This window comes from Microbacterium marinum (assembly GCF_014204835.1).
GTDB classification, from domain to species: domain Bacteria; phylum Actinomycetota; class Actinomycetes; order Actinomycetales; family Microbacteriaceae; genus Microbacterium; species Microbacterium marinum.
In genome coordinates this window covers 199,182-214,304 of the sequence record NZ_JACHMD010000001.1, presented here as the reverse complement: position 1 = coordinate 214,304, position 15,123 = coordinate 199,182, and the positions used below count along the sequence as shown (strand labels likewise).

The 15,123-nt window shown below is 70.9% G+C and carries 17 protein-coding genes; 12 read left to right on the top strand and 5 right to left on the bottom strand.

All coding sequences use genetic code 11. The features are described 5' to 3' along the window. Positions 1 to 61 precede the first annotated feature (61 nt). Entirely contained in the window at positions 62 to 1,492 is a 1,431-nt protein-coding gene (gene argG, locus BKA24_RS00970; protein WP_184214411.1) for an argininosuccinate synthase, read from the bottom strand. Positions 1,493 to 1,687: 195 nt separating this feature from the next. On the opposite strand from argG, the gene BKA24_RS00965 reads away from it, so the two are divergent. Beyond that, positions 1,688 to 2,185 carry a substrate-binding domain-containing protein gene (locus BKA24_RS00965; protein WP_343065818.1) on the top strand — a complete coding sequence of 166 codons (498 nt, stop codon included), beginning with the start codon at positions 1,688 to 1,690 and terminating at the stop codon, positions 2,183 to 2,185. 130 nt (positions 2,186 to 2,315) lie between these two features. Here the strand turns inward: BKA24_RS00965 and BKA24_RS00960 are convergent, their stop codons facing one another. Continuing rightward, positions 2,316 to 3,047 carry a Pr6Pr family membrane protein gene (locus BKA24_RS00960; RefSeq protein ID WP_221417249.1) on the bottom strand — a complete coding sequence of 244 codons (732 nt, stop codon included), beginning with the start codon at positions 3,045 to 3,047 and terminating at the stop codon, positions 2,316 to 2,318. A gap of 105 nt (positions 3,048 to 3,152) precedes the next feature. On the opposite strand from BKA24_RS00960, the gene BKA24_RS00955 reads away from it, so the two are divergent. The 11 genes from BKA24_RS00955 (at position 3,153) to BKA24_RS00905 (ending at position 11,619) form a co-directional block, all read left to right on the top strand. Next, positions 3,153 to 4,439 carry an adenylosuccinate synthase gene (locus tag BKA24_RS00955; RefSeq protein WP_184214409.1) on the top strand — a complete coding sequence of 429 codons (1,287 nt, stop codon included), beginning with the start codon at positions 3,153 to 3,155 and terminating at the stop codon, positions 4,437 to 4,439. A 4-nt stretch (positions 4,440 to 4,443) separates the two neighbouring features. Continuing rightward, the gene (locus tag BKA24_RS00950) at positions 4,444 to 5,583 is read left to right on the top strand and encodes a beta-propeller fold lactonase family protein (protein ID WP_184214407.1); all 1,140 of its coding nucleotides are present in this window, start codon (positions 4,444 to 4,446) and stop codon (positions 5,581 to 5,583) included. 43 nt (positions 5,584 to 5,626) lie between these two features. After that, on the top strand, positions 5,627 to 6,487 hold the full coding sequence (locus BKA24_RS00945; RefSeq protein WP_184214404.1) for a hypothetical protein: 861 nt from the start codon (positions 5,627 to 5,629) through the stop codon (positions 6,485 to 6,487). Then, positions 6,484 to 7,239 carry a hypothetical protein gene (locus BKA24_RS00940; RefSeq protein WP_184214402.1) on the top strand — a complete coding sequence of 252 codons (756 nt, stop codon included), beginning with the start codon at positions 6,484 to 6,486 and terminating at the stop codon, positions 7,237 to 7,239. The genes BKA24_RS00945 and BKA24_RS00940 overlap by 4 nt, the downstream gene beginning before the upstream one ends. A 34-nt stretch (positions 7,240 to 7,273) precedes the next feature. Continuing rightward, positions 7,274 to 8,887, top strand: a complete 1,614-nt coding sequence (locus BKA24_RS00935; protein WP_184214400.1) for an AAA family ATPase — start codon at positions 7,274 to 7,276, stop codon at positions 8,885 to 8,887. Between the two features lie 5 nt (positions 8,888 to 8,892). Beyond that, positions 8,893 to 9,099, top strand: a complete 207-nt coding sequence (locus BKA24_RS00930) for a DUF2997 domain-containing protein (protein WP_246366963.1) — start codon at positions 8,893 to 8,895, stop codon at positions 9,097 to 9,099. Next, the gene (locus BKA24_RS00925; RefSeq protein ID WP_184214399.1) at positions 9,096 to 9,848 is read left to right on the top strand and encodes a 4Fe-4S cluster-binding domain-containing protein; all 753 of its coding nucleotides are present in this window, start codon (positions 9,096 to 9,098) and stop codon (positions 9,846 to 9,848) included. Before BKA24_RS00930 ends, BKA24_RS00925 begins: the two co-directional genes overlap by 4 nt. After that, positions 9,845 to 10,348: a hypothetical protein gene (locus tag BKA24_RS00920; RefSeq protein WP_184214398.1), complete on the top strand. Its 504-nt coding sequence runs from the start codon at positions 9,845 to 9,847 to the stop codon at positions 10,346 to 10,348. The genes BKA24_RS00925 and BKA24_RS00920 overlap by 4 nt, the downstream gene beginning before the upstream one ends. Further along, positions 10,345 to 11,121: a ComEA family DNA-binding protein gene (locus BKA24_RS00915; RefSeq protein ID WP_184214396.1), complete on the top strand. Its 777-nt coding sequence runs from the start codon at positions 10,345 to 10,347 to the stop codon at positions 11,119 to 11,121. The genes BKA24_RS00920 and BKA24_RS00915 overlap by 4 nt, the downstream gene beginning before the upstream one ends. A gap of 1 nt (position 11,122) precedes the next feature. Continuing rightward, complete coding sequence (locus BKA24_RS00910; protein ID WP_184214393.1) at positions 11,123 to 11,263, top strand: hypothetical protein; 141 nt, start codon at positions 11,123 to 11,125, stop codon at positions 11,261 to 11,263. 65 nt (positions 11,264 to 11,328) lie between these two features. After that, positions 11,329 to 11,619, top strand: a complete 291-nt coding sequence (locus BKA24_RS00905; RefSeq protein ID WP_184214391.1) for a chorismate mutase — start codon at positions 11,329 to 11,331, stop codon at positions 11,617 to 11,619. Positions 11,620 to 11,683: 64 nt separating this feature from the next. On the opposite strand, the gene BKA24_RS00900 is transcribed toward BKA24_RS00905, so the two are convergent. From BKA24_RS00900 to BKA24_RS00890, 3 genes are all read right to left on the bottom strand, one after another. Then, positions 11,684 to 13,375, bottom strand: coding sequence for a thiamine pyrophosphate-binding protein (locus tag BKA24_RS00900; protein ID WP_184214389.1), 1,692 nt, complete (start codon positions 13,373 to 13,375; stop codon positions 11,684 to 11,686). Positions 13,376 to 13,542: 167 nt separating this feature from the next. After that, positions 13,543 to 14,349 carry an HpcH/HpaI aldolase family protein gene (locus BKA24_RS00895; RefSeq protein WP_184214387.1) on the bottom strand — a complete coding sequence of 269 codons (807 nt, stop codon included), beginning with the start codon at positions 14,347 to 14,349 and terminating at the stop codon, positions 13,543 to 13,545. Then, on the bottom strand, positions 14,334 to 15,119 hold the full coding sequence (locus tag BKA24_RS00890; RefSeq protein WP_184214385.1) for a 2-keto-4-pentenoate hydratase: 786 nt from the start codon (positions 15,117 to 15,119) through the stop codon (positions 14,334 to 14,336). The genes BKA24_RS00895 and BKA24_RS00890 overlap by 16 nt, the downstream gene beginning before the upstream one ends. Positions 15,120 to 15,123 lie beyond the last annotated feature (4 nt).

The window sequence follows — 15,123 nt, the reverse complement described above, 5'->3', positions numbered from 1 at the left end:
GCACTCGCGAGCCGACGCAAAGTGCGGCATCCGACCCGCGAAAGCGACAGATTGCGTCGGGTCAGTCGGCGCCGAAGTCGAACGATGCCGAGTCGCCGGCCTCGTCGATCGCCTCGGCCAGCTCATCGACCTCACCGGAGTTCCCGGTGATGGCCTCGGCTCCGCCCTGCTCCAGCTCGCCGACGAGATCTGCGGTCGCGCCGCCGATCATGCCGAGCGAGACGAAGTGCTCGAGTCGCGCGCGCGAGTCGGCGATGTCGAGATTGCGCATCGTGAGCTGGCCGATGCGGTCGGTGGGACCGAAGGCGGCGTCGCCGACGCGCTCCATCGAGAGCTTCTCGGGCGAGTACGACAGGTTCCGCGATTCGGTGTTCAGGATCGTGTAGTCCTCGCCGCGGCGCAGGCGGAGGGTCACGGTGCCGCTGATCGCGGACCCTACCCAGCGCTGGATCGACTCGCGCAGCATGAACGACTGCGGCTCGAGCCAGCGGCCCTCGTACATGAGCCGACCCAGGCGGCGACCCTGCTCGTGGTACGTCGCGAGGGTGTCCTCGTTCAGGATGCCGTTGACGAGGCGCTCGTACGCGACGAACAGCAGCGCCATACCCGGTGCCTCGTAGATGCCGCGGCTCTTTGCCTCGATGATGCGGTTCTCGATCTGGTCGCTCATGCCGAGGCCGTGGCGCCCGCCGATCTCGTTCGCCGCCATGACCAGGGCCACGGCGTCGGTGTACTCGACGCCGTTGATCGCGACGGGGCGACCCGCTTCGAAGGTGACCGAGACGTCCTCGGTCTCGATGGCGACGGCGGGGTCCCAGAAGCGCACGCCCATGATGGGCTCGACGATCTCGAGCGAGACGTCGAGGTGCTCGAGGGTCTTCGCCTCGTGGGTCGCGCCCCAGATGTTCGCGTCGGTGGAGTAGGCCTTCTCCACCGAGTCGCGGTACGGGAAGCCGTGCGCGACGAGCCACTCGCTCATCTCGGTGCGGCCGCCCAGCTCGGTGACGAAGTCGGCATCCAGCCACGGCTTGTAGATGCGCAGGGCCGGGTTGGCGAGCAGGCCGTAGCGGTAGAACCGCTCGATGTCGTTGCCCTTGTAGGTGGAGCCGTCGCCCCAGATGTCGACGCCGTCCTCCTTCATGGCGCGGACGAGCATCGTGCCGGTGACGGCGCGGCCGATCGGCGTGGTGTTGAAGTAGGTGCGTCCACCGCTGCGGATGTGGAAGGCGCCGCACGAGAGGGCGACGAGGCCCTCCTCGACCATCATCGGCTTGCAGTCGATGAGCCGGGAGCCCTCAGCGCCGTATTGCAGCGCGCGACCTGGGATCGACTCAATGTCGTCTTCGTCGTACTGGCCGAGGTCGCCGGTGTAGGTGAAGGGGACGGCGCCCTTGTCGCGCATCCACGCGACGGCGACGGAGGTGTCAAGGCCCCCGGAGAAGGCGATGCCGACGCGCTCGCCGACGGGCAGGGACTGGAGGACCTTCGACATGCCTCGATTCTACTGAGCGGAGCGTGCACGTTTCGGTCGCCCGTTCCGCCCCGGCATCCCCTCGCCCGCGTCGAGCCGACGCGACCTGTCCGCTCGGGCGATCGGATGACGCGTTTTGCGTCGGGTCAGCGTTGATCCCGGGGGTGGCAGCCGGGGCGATGAGGCGGGAGGGCAGGATGTGAATGCTCACATCTGGTGGCGGCCCCGGTGACCCCTGCGGGCAGCTATCGACCACGCCGCCCGCCTGTCGCCGGTGCGCCGCGCAACCCGGACGCGATCGAGCGCATCCGGGGGTGGCGCGACGAGCTGGCCGCCCGCGGCCTCGTGCCTGAAGAACCGGGGCACGGGGACTGGTCGGCGCCGAGCGGTCACGAGATCGGCACGGTGCTCGAGGCGGAGCCCGACACCGCGGTCTTCGTCGGCAACGACCACATGGCGATCGGCCTGTTGTCGGCCCTCCGAGGGCGAGGACTCCGGGTGCCGGAGGACGTCGGCGTCGTCGGATTCGACGACGTGCCCGAGGCCGCCTACCTGGCGCCCGCGCTCACGACGGTCCGGCAGGACTTCCGTGCGCTCGGGGAACTGATGATGCAGAAGGTCCTCCTCGCCGTCGAGGAGCCCGACGGGCTGAGCGAGGACACCCCGATCGCGACCCACCTCATCGTGCGGGAGTCGGCTCGGCGACTGGACTGAGCTCAATGGCGGTCGGAGTCGCGGCATCCCGCGCGTGCGTCGAGCCGACGCAATCTGTCCGCTGGAGCGATCGGATGCCGCGTTTCGCGTCGGCTCGGCGACTCGACTGAGCGCAGTCGATGCCGCGCGGTCAGACGGCTGTCCCGGCGCGCTCCCGCTCCGACGCGACGCCGGATCGGCCCGCGCGCAACCGACCGACCCACACCACGATCGTCCCCACGACGACGAACGCGAGCGCGATGCCGATGACGTACGCCCCCACGCCGCCCCAGCCGGCGACGCCGTTGGGGTTCAGGAACGGGTACGGGTACCAGAACTCCACCCCGTCCAGCGGGTTCGTCACGAACGGTCCCCGGATGAGCGTGTAGACGATCCAGATGATCGGGAAGACCAGGATGCCGAGGACGGAACGCCACGGCAGGCGTCGGCGCATCGGGGCGAGGAGCAGGTCGAGCACGAGGAGGATGGGGCCGACGACGTGAAGCACCTCGTTGGTCCACGGCACGGAGTCGTCGGACAGGCTGGGCAGGCCGCGCAACAGCGTGTTGTAGACGATGCCGGTGATCGCGAGATAGGTGGTCGCGCACGCCAGGGCGACCGCGACGCCAAAGGGCTCGATGACGTCGTGGCGCGGTCGGAGCCAGAACCACAGGGCCGCGGCCAGCAGCGCGAAGGCGCCGACGAGGTTCGAGAGGATCGTGAAATAGCTGAAGAAGTTCGCGATCGTCGTGACGGTGTCGCGCTCGTCGTCGATCGCACCCCGCACGGTCGACACGAACTGGGTGACGACGGCGGCGATGAGCAGGGCCGCGGTGAGCAGGCGGATGGCCGACCACACCGTCGGCCAGGCGGGGATGCGCATGACGGAACCCTAGCGAACGCGCCGCGGCATCCGTCATCGACGAGGGCGGCGCAGGCCTCGCCCGATAGGATGGGGTGTAACCGTCCGATAACGGGGGAGTAGCCCATGCCAGGCATTGTGATCGTCGGCGTTCAGTGGGGGGACGAGGGCAAGGGCAAAGCCACCGACCTCCTGGGTGAGCGGACCGACTGGGTCGTCAAGTTCAACGGCGGCAACAACGCCGGCCACACGGTCGTCATCGGCGACGAGAAGTACGCGCTGCATCTCCTGCCCAGCGGCATCCTCTCGCCCGGCGTGAACGCCGTCATCGGCAACGGCGTGGTCATCGACCTCGAGGTGCTGTTCGCGGAGCTCACCGCCCTGCAGGCGCGCGGCGTCGACGTGTCGCGGCTGAAGGTGAGCGCGAACGCGCACATCATCACGCAGTACCACCGCACCCTCGACAAGGTCACCGAGCGGTTCCTGGGCAAGCGCATGATCGGCACGACCGGCCGCGGCATCGGCCCGACCTACGCCGACAAGATCAACCGCACCGGCATCCGGGTGCAGGACCTCTTCGACGAGAACATCCTGCGTCAGAAGGTCGAGGGTGCTCTCGACCAGAAGAACCACCTGCTGGTGAAGGTCTTCAACCGTCGCGCGATCACGGTCGACGAGGTCGTCGAGGATCTCCTCTCCTACGCCGAGCGGCTGCGTCCGATGGTGTGCGACACCGGTCTGCTGCTGAGCCAGGCGTTGGATGCCGGTGAGGTCGTCGTCTTCGAAGGTGGCCAGGCGACGATGCTCGACATCGACCACGGCACCTACCCCTTCGTCACGTCGTCGTCCGCGACCGCGGGCGGTGCGGCCACCGGTTCGGGTGTCGGTCCGAACCGCCTCGACCGCATCGTGGGCATCGTGAAGGCGTACACGACCCGTGTCGGATCCGGTCCGTTCCCGACCGAGCTGTTCGACGAGAGCGGCGACTTCCTGCGCTCGCGCGGGTTCGAGTTCGGCACGACGACCGGCCGTCCGCGCCGCGTCGGCTGGTACGACGCCCCGATCACGCGCTACGCGACCCGGATCAACGGCATCACCGACCTCGTGCTGACCAAGCTCGACATCCTCACCGGCCTGACCGAGATCCCGGTCTGCGTCGCGTACGACGTCGACGGCGAGCGGTTCGACGAGGTTCCGGTGAACCAGTCGGACTTCCACCACGCGACGCCGATCCTCGAGTACTTCCCCGGCTGGACCGAGGACATCTCGACGGCGCGCACCTTCGAGGACCTGCCTGTCGCGGCGCAGGAGTACGTCCTCGCCCTGGAGAAGATCAGCGGCACCCGCATCTCGGTCATCGGCGTGGGCGCGGCCCGCGACGCGGTGATCGTGCGTCACGGCCTGCTCGACTGACGCCGTGCGCTACCTGCTCGGCGGGTACGGCGCCGACCTCGGCGGATCCGCCGAGGGCATCGGCGTCCTGACCGCCGGCGCCGCCGACTCGCCGCTCGCGAGCGGACCGCTCGGCGTCGCCGACGCGGTCGCCGGCGCGGCGTCGCCGTCGTGGGTGGCGCGGCATCCGCACCTCGACGTCGTGTACGCGACGCTCGAGGGCCAGGGGGCCGTCCAGGCGTTCCGCCGGACGGGCGAGACCACCTTCGCGCCGCTGGGTCGCCCGGTCGCCGTCGGTGCGGCGCCGTGCCACGTGCTCGCCCTTCCGCAGGCGCTGATCGTGTCGTGCTGGGGCGACGGCGCCGTGGTGCGCGTCGCCCTCGACGCGGCGGGGCGTCCGGGAGCGGCCGTCGCGTGGGCGGCCGTCGACGCCGGCGCGGAACCCGAAGACACCGATCGCACCCGATACGACGACGCGCTGCGGGCGGTGCGGGCGGCCGTCGGGGAGGACGCCGCCCACCTGCTTCCCGAGCCCACCGAGGTCGACGCCGTGCCCGATGCCGGGAACGCCACCGCGCAGGCTCGCGTGTCCCGAGCGCACCAGGCGGCGCTCGTCGGGCCGGGCCTGCTCGCGACGACCGACCTCGGCCTCGACCTGGTGCGCTTCTGGCGTACCGACGGCGAGGCGCAGCGCGTGCGACTGCCAGTGGGCACCGGACCACGACACATGGTGTGGCATCCCAGTGGTCACCTCTACGTCGTCACGGAGCATTCCGGCGAAGTGTTCACCCTCGGGCAGACGCCGACGGGTTCGTGGCGCATCGTGGGCGGGGTGTCGCTCGGGGGGATGCCGGGCGACGCCGCAGCGGAGTTGGCGCTCTCCCGCGACGGCGAGGTCCTCTACGCGGGTCTTCGCGGCAGTGACACGATCGCGACGCTGCGGGTGCTCGGCAGCGGCGACGAGGTGCGGACGACGGCGCTGTCGGAGGCGGGGGTCTCGTGGCCGCGGCACCACATCATCGCCCGCGACACCGTGCTGGTCGCGGGACAGCGCTCCGACGAGATCGCCTCTCTCGCCCTCGACGCGCGCACCGGTGCTCCGGGTCGCGTGCGGCACCGCACCATAGCACCGTCGCCCACCGCGATCCTCCCCTTCCCGGTCTGATCCGGCCGCCGGGTAGCCTGTTTCCGTCGGGCGAAGGGGGCGTATGAGTTCGGGGACGTCGAGTGGGGCGGGCGCGCGCCCGACCGCGGACGGACGTCTTGCCGGGTTCAGTGCCGTCGTCTGGGTGTCGGGCCTGCTCCTGGTCGCCCTCATCGCGTGGTTCTTCGCCGATGAAGGCGGCTTCGACGTGGCCGGTCTCGGCGAGGGCGTGGATGACGACTACCGACTGTCACCGTGGACGAGTGACACGCCGATCCCGGCCGAGGATCTCGGCGGGGGCCTGTATGAAGGACGCGACGGCGCGATGATCTCGCTGACCGGCGTCGACGTCGGCGAGCCGATCATCCTGACACCGGAGCCGGAATCGTACTTCGGCGGAGTGTGGGTCACGGGCACTGGTGGCCGCATCGTGACGGCGGGAGACGGCCACGAGCCGCCCGACTTCCACTCCCTCGGCGACGGGCGGGTGGCCATCCTGGTCGAGCAGCCCGACGTCGAGCTGTGGATCAACGGACCCAACGACGGCACGTGGCGGGGCCGCGTGAGTTTCGGTGGCCTCGACGCCGTGACCGATGTCGTCTCGGGCTTCGAATCCGACGCGTTCCTCTACGACGGCGGGGAGAGCACGGCGCGGTTGAGTGCCCGCGGCGACGGCGACGTCATGATCTCGGTCGCGACCGTGCACGGCACCCAACGGGTTCTCTCGGCGGTGTCCCCCCTCGACCAGTCCATCGCCTGGCAGGACTCGCCCCGCGTGCTCTTCGACGTGCAGTCCTGGGGTGACGCCGGCTGGCGCATCGGTTTCCCGACGGATGCCGCCTCGCCCGGCCCCAGTCCGACGGGCGACGCTTCGCCCGTCCCGAGCCCGACTGACGACGCGCCCGCGCCGGAGGCGACCCCGTGAGCCTCGCCGATGCGCGCATCCGACGGTTCTCCGCGATCACCTGGCTGACCGGGAGCGTCGCCGCGATCGTGGTCGCCTTGCTGACGATGCCCTTCCTCGGGGTCAACCCCGACACCGGCGGCCTGATCTTCACCGATCCGAACCGGTACGAGCTGCGTCCATGGGAGAACCCCGACATCGGCGAGCTCGAGATCGTGGACGACGAGATCGTCGGGACGGCGGACGGCGGGTGGATCGACCTGCCCGCCGGCGACGCTCTCTGGGTGATCGGCCCCGTCACCGAAGGCGGCGAGAACTACACGAACGTGTACCAGCAGCTCGACGCCGGGGTGAGCGTCACGGTCGAGCGTCCTGAGTACATCGGGCTCATCAGCGACGGACGCGATCAGGTGATCTTTCCGGGACGGACCGGCGGTCGGCTCTGGTTCGCGCCGCGCCTGACCGACTGGAAGGCGACCGTGACCCTCGAGGAGCCCACGCCCTTCGGCGGTCCCACGGTCTCGGGAGAAGGCCCCGCCCTGCTCGTCTACGACGGCGAGGCGCTGAGCGGCCGCTTCACGTTCACCGGCGACGGGTTCTTCACCGTCGACGCTATCGTGCCCGGCGCCGTCACCGAACTCGTCGAGGGCGTCGACGACGTCGACCAGCGCGCCTCGTGGGTGACATCCGACACCGTCGTGCTCCGCGTGGACGTCGACGACGGTGCGGGATCGTGGACCATCACCCTCGACCAACCGGCATCCACGCCCTGAACGACGCCCCGCAGACCGACACACAGGAGAAGACGTGACCTTCGCGAAGACGCTGGACGAGGCCTTCAAAGCGCGCCTGCCGCTGCTCTACATCGAGACCGGTGAGGAGGTGCGCGCCGTCGCCGCCATCACGGATGCCGCCGAGGCGCAGCGCAACCGCCGGGCGGTGTGGTCGTGGACGTCGGCGCTGGGCCTCATCGGACCCGACGGCAAGACGGTCTCCAACACGGCGAACCCGTCGCGCGCGCTCCAGCACGCCGCCGGGGTGACCGAGCCGAGCGTCTTCATCTTCTGCGACCTGCACGCCTATTTCGGCACCGAGCACCGCTCCGGCGATCCGGCGATCGTCCGCACCGTCCGCGAGACGGCCCTCGAGTTCCGTCACGGCGACGTCTCACGGACCCTCGTCGTCACCGCACCGGTGCGGGTCATCCCGCCCGAGCTCGACGAGCTGACGCACCTGTTCGACTTCCCCCTGCCGAGCGCGGAGGAGATCCGCGAGCTGCTCGACACGATGATCGACAACAACGCGCGCGACATCAAGGTCTCGGCCGACGACGCCGCGCGCGAACAGCTGGTGCACGCCGCGCTCGGCCTCACGATGGCCGAGGCCGAGAACGCCTTCGCGCGTGCGATGGTCAACGACGGCACGCTCTCGGGCGCCGACATCGACGTCGTCCTCGACGAGAAGCGTCAGGTGGTGCGCAAGTCGGGCGTGCTCGAGTTCGTGAAGGCGGAGCTCGATCTCGACGACGTGGGCGGGCTGAACAACCTCAAGCGCTGGCTCGACCGCCGGAAGGGGTCGTGGCTCCGCGGGGCGCAGGAGTACGGCCTCCCGGCGCCGAAGGGTGTGCTCATCACCGGCGTCCCCGGGTGCGGCAAGTCGATGACCGCCAAGGCGACGGCGGCGTCGTGGGGCCTCCCGCTGCTCCGCCTCGACATCGGCCGGATCTTCTCCGGGCTCGTCGGATCCAGCGAGCAGAACCTGCGCACCGCGATCGCCACCGCCGAGGCCGTCGCCCCGTGCATCCTCTGGGTCGACGAGATCGAGAAGGGCTTCTCGAACACCACCGGGCAGGGGGATTCGGGCACCACCGCGCGCGTCTTCGGCACCTTCCTCACCTGGATGCAGGAGAAGAAGCACCCCGTCTTCGTTGTCGCCACGGCCAACAACATCGACGTCCTGCCGCCGGAGTTCATGCGCAAGGGGCGTTTCGACGAGATCTTCTTCGTCGACCTGCCCACCGCCGTCGAACGCGAAGCCATCTGGGAGCTCCAGCTGCAGGCACGGGCGACGGATGCCAATGGCCTCGGCGCCGTGGCATCCGATCGATCGGCGGTGGACGCCCTCATCGCCGCCAGCGAGAACCACTCCGGCGCCGAGATCGAGCAGGCGGTCGTCTCCGCCCTGTACGAGGGATTCAGCGCGAAGGGGACGGTCGGCCTCGACACCCTCGCCGGTGTGGTCGCCTCGACGATCCCCCTCGCCGTCACCCAGGCCGAAGAGGTGCAGCGCATCCGCGACTGGGCGACGCAGCGCGCCGTCCGGGCGACCGGCGCGGAAGACTTCGACACCAGCGAACTCGCCGGCGCCGAACACGAAGGCTCGCTGTCGCCCCGCCGGGGCGGCCGGACCGTGGACTATTGAGGTCGATGATGAAGAAGCTCGTCGTTCAGCTCCGCGCCGACGGATCGGTCGCCGCCGAGACCTTCGGCATGACCGGCCCCGAGTGCCTCGACTACATCCAGCAGCTCGAGGCGCTCCTCGACGCCGAGACGACATCGTCGACGTTCACCGATGACTACCGCCGGGTCGAGACCACCGCGGCATCCGACACGTACGTCGAGGAGGATCTGTGACCGTCGCCGAGGCTGTCGGCCGCGGCGGCGAGCAGAGCCTCCTCGGCACCGCTCCGCCGCCGCCGGGCGACGGAGCGTTGCGATGGTCGCGGTTCGTACCCGCGACGGAGGCAGAGGGACCGGGACGGCGCGCGGCCGTCTGGGTGCAGGGGTGCGCCGTGCGCTGCCCCGGATGCTTCAACCCGCAGCTGTGGGCCGTCCGCGGTGCGCACTCCGAGGCCCCGGGTCAACTCGCGGACCGGTGGGTGGCAGCCGCGACCGCCGCGGGAGCCCGCGGGATCACCCTGCTCGGCGGGGAGCCGTTCGACCAGGCCGGCGCGCTGGCCGTCGTTGCCGAGGCGTTCCGCGATGCGGGCCTGACGGTGATGACCTTCAGCGGGTACACCCTCGAGCGCCTGCGCGTCTGGGCGGCCACCCGACCCGACATCGCGCGTCTGCTGGCGGCGACCGACCTGCTCTGCGACGGTCCGTACCTGCGCGACCTGCCCGACACGACCCGGCCGTGGATCGGCTCGCGCAACCAGTCCATCCGTGCCCTGACCCCCGTCTACGCCGACCGGGTCCAAGCGATCGCGTCGGCCGGCGGCGCCGACTCGCTCGAAGTGCGCATCTCGCGCGACGGCACCGTCGCGGTGAACGGATGGGCCACGGATGCCGCGCTGGCCGCGCTCCTCGACGATCTCGGCATCCGCGCCGACCGACCGTCGACGGTCGCCGTCGCCACCCTCGAGAAGGAGAACCCCTCATGAGCATCTCGCTGATCCTGATTCCGGCGGCGCTCGCCGCCGCTGCCGCTCTGGGTGCGACCGGGGTGGCCGGGGCCGCGCGCGAGTTCGCGGGGACGAAGCCCGAGGGCGGTGGGGGAGAGCCGGTCGCCGTCGCGGTGCAGACGCGCATGAAGGACCCCGACCTGCTCGCCGCCGCATTGCGCGATCTCGGGGCGATCTCGGTCGACTCTCGGGACGGCTCGCTGGTCGCGGTCGTCGACGGGTTCGAGGTCGAGATGACACGCACCGAGGACGGCGTGTGGGCGGCGCACCTCGAGCGCGTCGACGGGCACGACGTGTCGGAAGAGGAGGCGACGACCTTCATCGGGCGACTGGATGCCGCGTACGCCGCGCACGTCCAGCGGGCCGTCGCGGAGCGGATCCGCTCGCGGGCGGATGCGGCCGGGTTCGAGCTCGTCTCCGAGACGCGCGACGACGAGGACACCGTGACGATGGTCCTGAACGTGAAGGACTGGGCATGACGATCGCCTCGCGGCAGACGCAGGTCCCCGGCTTCGGGTGGCTGCTGGGGATGAGCGCGTGGCTCGTGCTGACCCTGTTCGGCCCGGGCTTCGCGTGGATCGGCTTCCTCGCGATCGGTCTCATCTCGCGTCGGGTGGCCGCCCTCGTCACCGGCATCCTGATCGTCATCGTGTCGATCACCCTCGGGATCGAGGTCTGGGGTCCGCTCGACGATCTCGTGAACTCGGTCGCGCACCTCGCGGGGATCGTGGTCGCACTCGCCCTGAATCCGGGCTGGCTGCGCACGATGTGGGAGCGTCGTAGCCGGGGTCAGAGTCTGCGAGGGTCGGATGCCGCGGGCGCCGAGCAGTCGGGGGCTCGCGCGCCGCGGCCTGCGGGGTCCTCGCGCTCGTCGCGTTCCTCGCGTTCGAAGCGGTCGGCGTCGCGGGGAGCCCGAGAGCGCGACGAGAAGGCCGCCGAATCCGAGGCGACCAGGATCGCGGCTGATCTGGGGGCGGGGTCGTCCGACCTGCTGGCGTCGGAGGCTCCCGCCGAACCGGTCGACGTGCAGACGGCGACGGCTGAAGAGCTGCAGGACCTGCCCGGCATGAACCGCACCCGCGCTCGCCGCGTGGTGAAGGAGCGCACGAAGCAGAACGGCTTCTCGTCGCTCGAGGACTTCGGCGAGGCCGCCGGGCTGCAGCCGCACGAGATCGTCCGGCTCCGTGCCGCGGCGACCTGCTCGCCTCGGCCACGCGGTGAGCGCCGCTTCGGGCGCCGGGTCGACCTCTGAGATGAGTCGCCCGACCGTCGACCCGCGCGCGTGCCCCACCTGCGGCGACCCGCTGCGGTTCGAGATCCTCGACGACGAGCGGTTCCTCGTCGTGTGGTCCTGCCTGACCTGCGGCCTCGTCCGCACGACCGAGCCGACCTGACCCGCGGCGGGGGGGCGCGGCGGCAGGGCCATCCCACGCGCGATAGGGTCGGGCGCGGAGGAATCATGACCGACCCGATCGCCCAGCTGCACAGCCTGCGTTCCAGCATCGACAACATCGATGCGGCGCTCGTCTTCATGCTCGCCGAGCGCTTCCGCTGCACCAAGCAGGTCGGCGTGCTGAAGGCGGAGCACGGGATGCCGGCATCCGACCCCTCGCGTGAGGAGCAGCAGACCGCACGGCTGCGCCGGCTCGCCGAGGAAGCCGACCTCGACCCCGAGTTCGCGGAGAAGTGGTTCAACTTCGTCGTCGCGGAAGTCATCCGCCACCACACCGCGGCGGCCGAAGACCGCTGAGACCGCTGAGGCCGGACGGAACGGCGGTCCGCGTCGCGCTACGGGCCAGCGGTGACGATCCCCCTCAGTCGAGGCTGCCGGGCGCCGCGGCGACCGGTCGGGTCACGCCGTTCACCCGCATGATCTCCTCCTGATACGGCGCGATCACATCGCCCGAGATGCGGCAGTCGAGCACGAGGAACGGCCGTTCAGCGGCGGGTGTCGCCGCCCACGTGCCGAGACGTTCGAGGTCGGCGATCCGCTCGACGGCGACACCCTCGGCGCCGACACCGCTCGCGAGGGCGGCGAAGTCGACCTGGGGGATCATCATCGGTTCGCGCGCGAGCCCCTTGAGCCCGTACAGGTTCACCTCGGCACCGTACGCGGCGTCGTTCCACACGACGGCGAGCCCCCGCCCCCCGGCAACCCGGACCGCCGACTCGAGGTCGGCCAGCGCCATCAAGCCGCCGCCGTCACCGGTGGTCAGGACGACCGTGGCATCCGTGTCGGCCATCGACGCGCCCACGACCGACGGCCACCCCTGGCCGATCGACTGGAAGGCAGTGCCGATCATCATCATCCGGTCGGGCGAGGCGACGGGCCAGTACATGTTCGCCCAGCCGATGAAGTGACCGCCGTCCGACACGACGATGCGGTCAGCCGGGAGGAGCTCGCCGATGCGGGCAGCGACCGAGCGTGGGTCGAGGCGTCCGTCGGGGGCGATCCCGTCACCCGGGTCGTACGCGCGCAGCGGCGTGAGATCGACGGACTCCCGCCAGCCGGTCGGGGCGGACCCGGCGGAACGCAGCGCGGCCACGATGGCGTCGGCGACGAGCGTCGCATCGCCGCGCACATACCCGCCGACGTGCGGATGCGTCGCGGTGGGGGCGAGGTCGACCTGGAAGACGCGGGTCGTCGGCGCGAACAGCTCGCCGAAGCGCATCGTGAACTGGTTGAGGGACGCGCCGAACACGACGGCGACGTCGGCGTCGCGGATGAGGTCCATCGCCCCCTCCGCCCCGAATCCGCCGGTGACGCCGAGATCGAACGCGGCGTTCGGGAAGACCCCGCGGCCGAGCGCCGATGTCGCGGTGATCGACCCGGTCAGGTCGGCCAGCGCGCCCAGGGCCTCGCCCGCACCCGAGATCCACGCCCCTCGCCCGGCGAGGAGGAGCGGACGCTCGGCTCCCGCGAGCGCCGCGGCGATCTCGCGGATCGTGCCCTGGGCGAACGGGCTGCTCGGAGCCAGCGCGGCGGGGAGGCGCGGCTCGGGGGCCGGGAGCACCGGGCCGGCGTCGAGGGTGGCGACGTCGTACGGCACGGCGAGGACGGTCGGCACGCGATAGGTGAGGGCGTGCTCGATCGCGATGACGGTGGTCGCGGCGGCATCGGTCCGTCCGACCGTGTATGTGCGGACCCCGACCGCCGAGGCGAGCGCGATCTGATCGACGTCCCACGCGCGGGGGCCGGCGGTCGGAGCGTCGCCGACGATCACGACGAGCGGCACGTGCGCCTGGGCTGCCTCGGCGAGGGAGGTGAGCGTGTTCGTGAACCCGGCTCCGTAGGTCGCGGTGGCGGCGGCGATCCGGCCGGACGCGCGGTGGTAGGCGTCGGCGGCGACGACGCCACCCGCCTCGTGGCGGACGGCGGTGTAGGTCGCGGACGTCTCGCGCTCGAGGGCGTCGAGGACGTAGGCGTTGCCGTTGCCCATCACCCCGAAGACGTGATCGATGTGCTGGGCGAGGGCGTGCGCGACGTGCGCGGAGACGGTGGGCATGACGGAGCCTTTCGGCCCTCACGGATCGCGAGGACGACGTACGGATGCTGAGGCCGTATGTGTCTCGCGCGTGGTGTGCACGGCTGCGTGCCCCTTTTTCGAGCACCGGCAGGGTCGTTCGTACCGGACGCTCAGATCATATACGAAGCGGGCCGCGCGCCCCAGGGTCAGTAGCTCTTCGCCGGGCCATCGGATCCGCCGGCCGGCGACCAGCGTGCCGCGAGCGCTTCGGACCCGCGAGCCAGGAGCGCCACATCCGCGCCGACGAGCACGAACGAGGCGCCCGCCTCGAGGTACGCCTGCGCGGCATCCGGATCGAAGGCGTTCACGCCGACCGGCTTGCTCGCAGTGATGACGGCATCGAATGCGCGGTGCACGGCGGCGACGACGTCGGGATGCGTCTGCTGGCCGAGCAGCCCCATCGAGGCGGCCAGGTCGCTCGGGCCGACGAACACCCCGTCCACCCCGTCCACGGCGGCGATGTCGGCGGCAGCCTCGACCCCCGCGGACGTCTCGATCTGCACGAACAGCGAGACGTGCCGATCGGCGTCGGTCAGGTAGTCCGTCACCCGGTTCCAGCGGGCGGAGCGGCCGAGGGCGGAGCCGACGCCGCGCTGGCCTCGCGGCGGGTACCGCACGGCGGCGACGGCTGCTTCCGCTTCCGCGGCCGTCGACACCATCGGCACCAGCAGGTTCTGCGCGCCGAGGTCGAGGACCTGCTTGATGATCACGGGATCGTTGATCGGCACCCGCACCACCGGGGTGATCGGGTAGGCCGCGACGGCCTGCAGCTGCGCGAGCACCGACTCCAGACCGTTGGGGGAGTGCTCCATGTCGATGAGCGTCCAGTCCAGGCCGGAACCGGCGCAGATCTCCGCGACCAGCGGCGAGCCGGAGCACACCCAGATACCCGCCAGCGGACGATCGGATGCCGCGATCGCCTCGCGCAGCGTGTCGTTCAGGTGAAGCGGCATGTCACTGTTCCCATCGGTCCGTAGTCGCAGACGACCTCGTCTCCGGCGGCCACCCACATGGGGCGGGTGAACGACCCGGCGAGGATGATCTCGCCGGCCTCGAGTCGTGCGCCGTGCTGCGCGAACTTGTTGGCGAGCCACGCTACTCCGGTCGCGGGGTGCCCGAGCACGCCGGCGGCGACACCGGTCTCTTCGATCTCGCCGTTGCGGGAGAGGACGCCCGGCACCCAGCGCAGGTCGATCTCGTCGGGACGCTTGCGCACCTCACCGAGCACCATCGCGCCGTAGGCGGCGTTGTCGGAGATCGTGTCGACGATCGTGCGACCCTCGAGCTCGATGTGCGAGTTGAGCACCTCGAGCGCCGGGATCGCGTAGTCGATCGCGGCCAGCGCGTCGTCGAGCGTGCAGTCCGGTCCTTCGAGCGGTTCGCGCAGCACGAAGGCGAGCTCCACCTCGATGCGCACGTTCGAGAACCGGGAGGTCTCGATCTCCGCACCGGACCGGTGGACGGTGTCGTCGAACATGACGCCGTAGTCGGGTTCGGTGATCCCGGTGGCCTGCTGCATCGCCTTCGAGGTGAGGCCGATCTTCCGCCCGACGAGGCGCCTGCCGGCGGCGAGGTTCTTGTCGCGCCAGACGCCCTGGATGGCGTACGAGTCCTCGATCGTCGCGTCGGGGTACCGCGCCGTGATGCGGGGGATCACGCCGTGGGTGCGGTCGGCCTCGGCCAGCTCGTCGGCGATCCGGGCGATGACGTCGGGTGGCAGCATCCGA

What these genes read in the sequence shown, in the direction of transcription:
- argG (WP_184214411.1), bottom strand. Translation starts at nt 1,492, where the DNA reads ATGTCGAAGGTCCTCCAGTCCCTGCCCGTCGGCGAGCGCGTCGGCATC.
- BKA24_RS00960 (WP_221417249.1), bottom strand. Translation starts at nt 3,047, where the DNA reads ATGCGCATCCCCGCCTGGCCGACGGTGTGGTCGGCCATCCGCCTGCTC.
- BKA24_RS00955 (WP_184214409.1), top strand. Translation starts at nt 3,153, where the DNA reads ATGCCAGGCATTGTGATCGTCGGCGTTCAGTGGGGGGACGAGGGCAAG.
- BKA24_RS00945 (WP_184214404.1), top strand. Translation starts at nt 5,627, where the DNA reads ATGAGTTCGGGGACGTCGAGTGGGGCGGGCGCGCGCCCGACCGCGGAC.
- BKA24_RS00930 (WP_246366963.1), top strand. Translation starts at nt 8,893, where the DNA reads ATGATGAAGAAGCTCGTCGTTCAGCTCCGCGCCGACGGATCGGTCGCC.
- BKA24_RS00920 (WP_184214398.1), top strand. Translation starts at nt 9,845, where the DNA reads ATGAGCATCTCGCTGATCCTGATTCCGGCGGCGCTCGCCGCCGCTGCC.
- BKA24_RS00915 (WP_184214396.1), top strand. Translation starts at nt 10,345, where the DNA reads ATGACGATCGCCTCGCGGCAGACGCAGGTCCCCGGCTTCGGGTGGCTG.
- BKA24_RS00910 (WP_184214393.1), top strand. Translation starts at nt 11,123, where the DNA reads ATGAGTCGCCCGACCGTCGACCCGCGCGCGTGCCCCACCTGCGGCGAC.
- BKA24_RS00905 (WP_184214391.1), top strand. Translation starts at nt 11,329, where the DNA reads ATGACCGACCCGATCGCCCAGCTGCACAGCCTGCGTTCCAGCATCGAC.
- BKA24_RS00900 (WP_184214389.1), bottom strand. Translation starts at nt 13,375, where the DNA reads ATGCCCACCGTCTCCGCGCACGTCGCGCACGCCCTCGCCCAGCACATC.
- BKA24_RS00895 (WP_184214387.1), bottom strand. Translation starts at nt 14,349, where the DNA reads ATGCCGCTTCACCTGAACGACACGCTGCGCGAGGCGATCGCGGCATCC.
- BKA24_RS00890 (WP_184214385.1), bottom strand. Translation starts at nt 15,119, where the DNA reads ATGCTGCCACCCGACGTCATCGCCCGGATCGCCGACGAGCTGGCCGAG.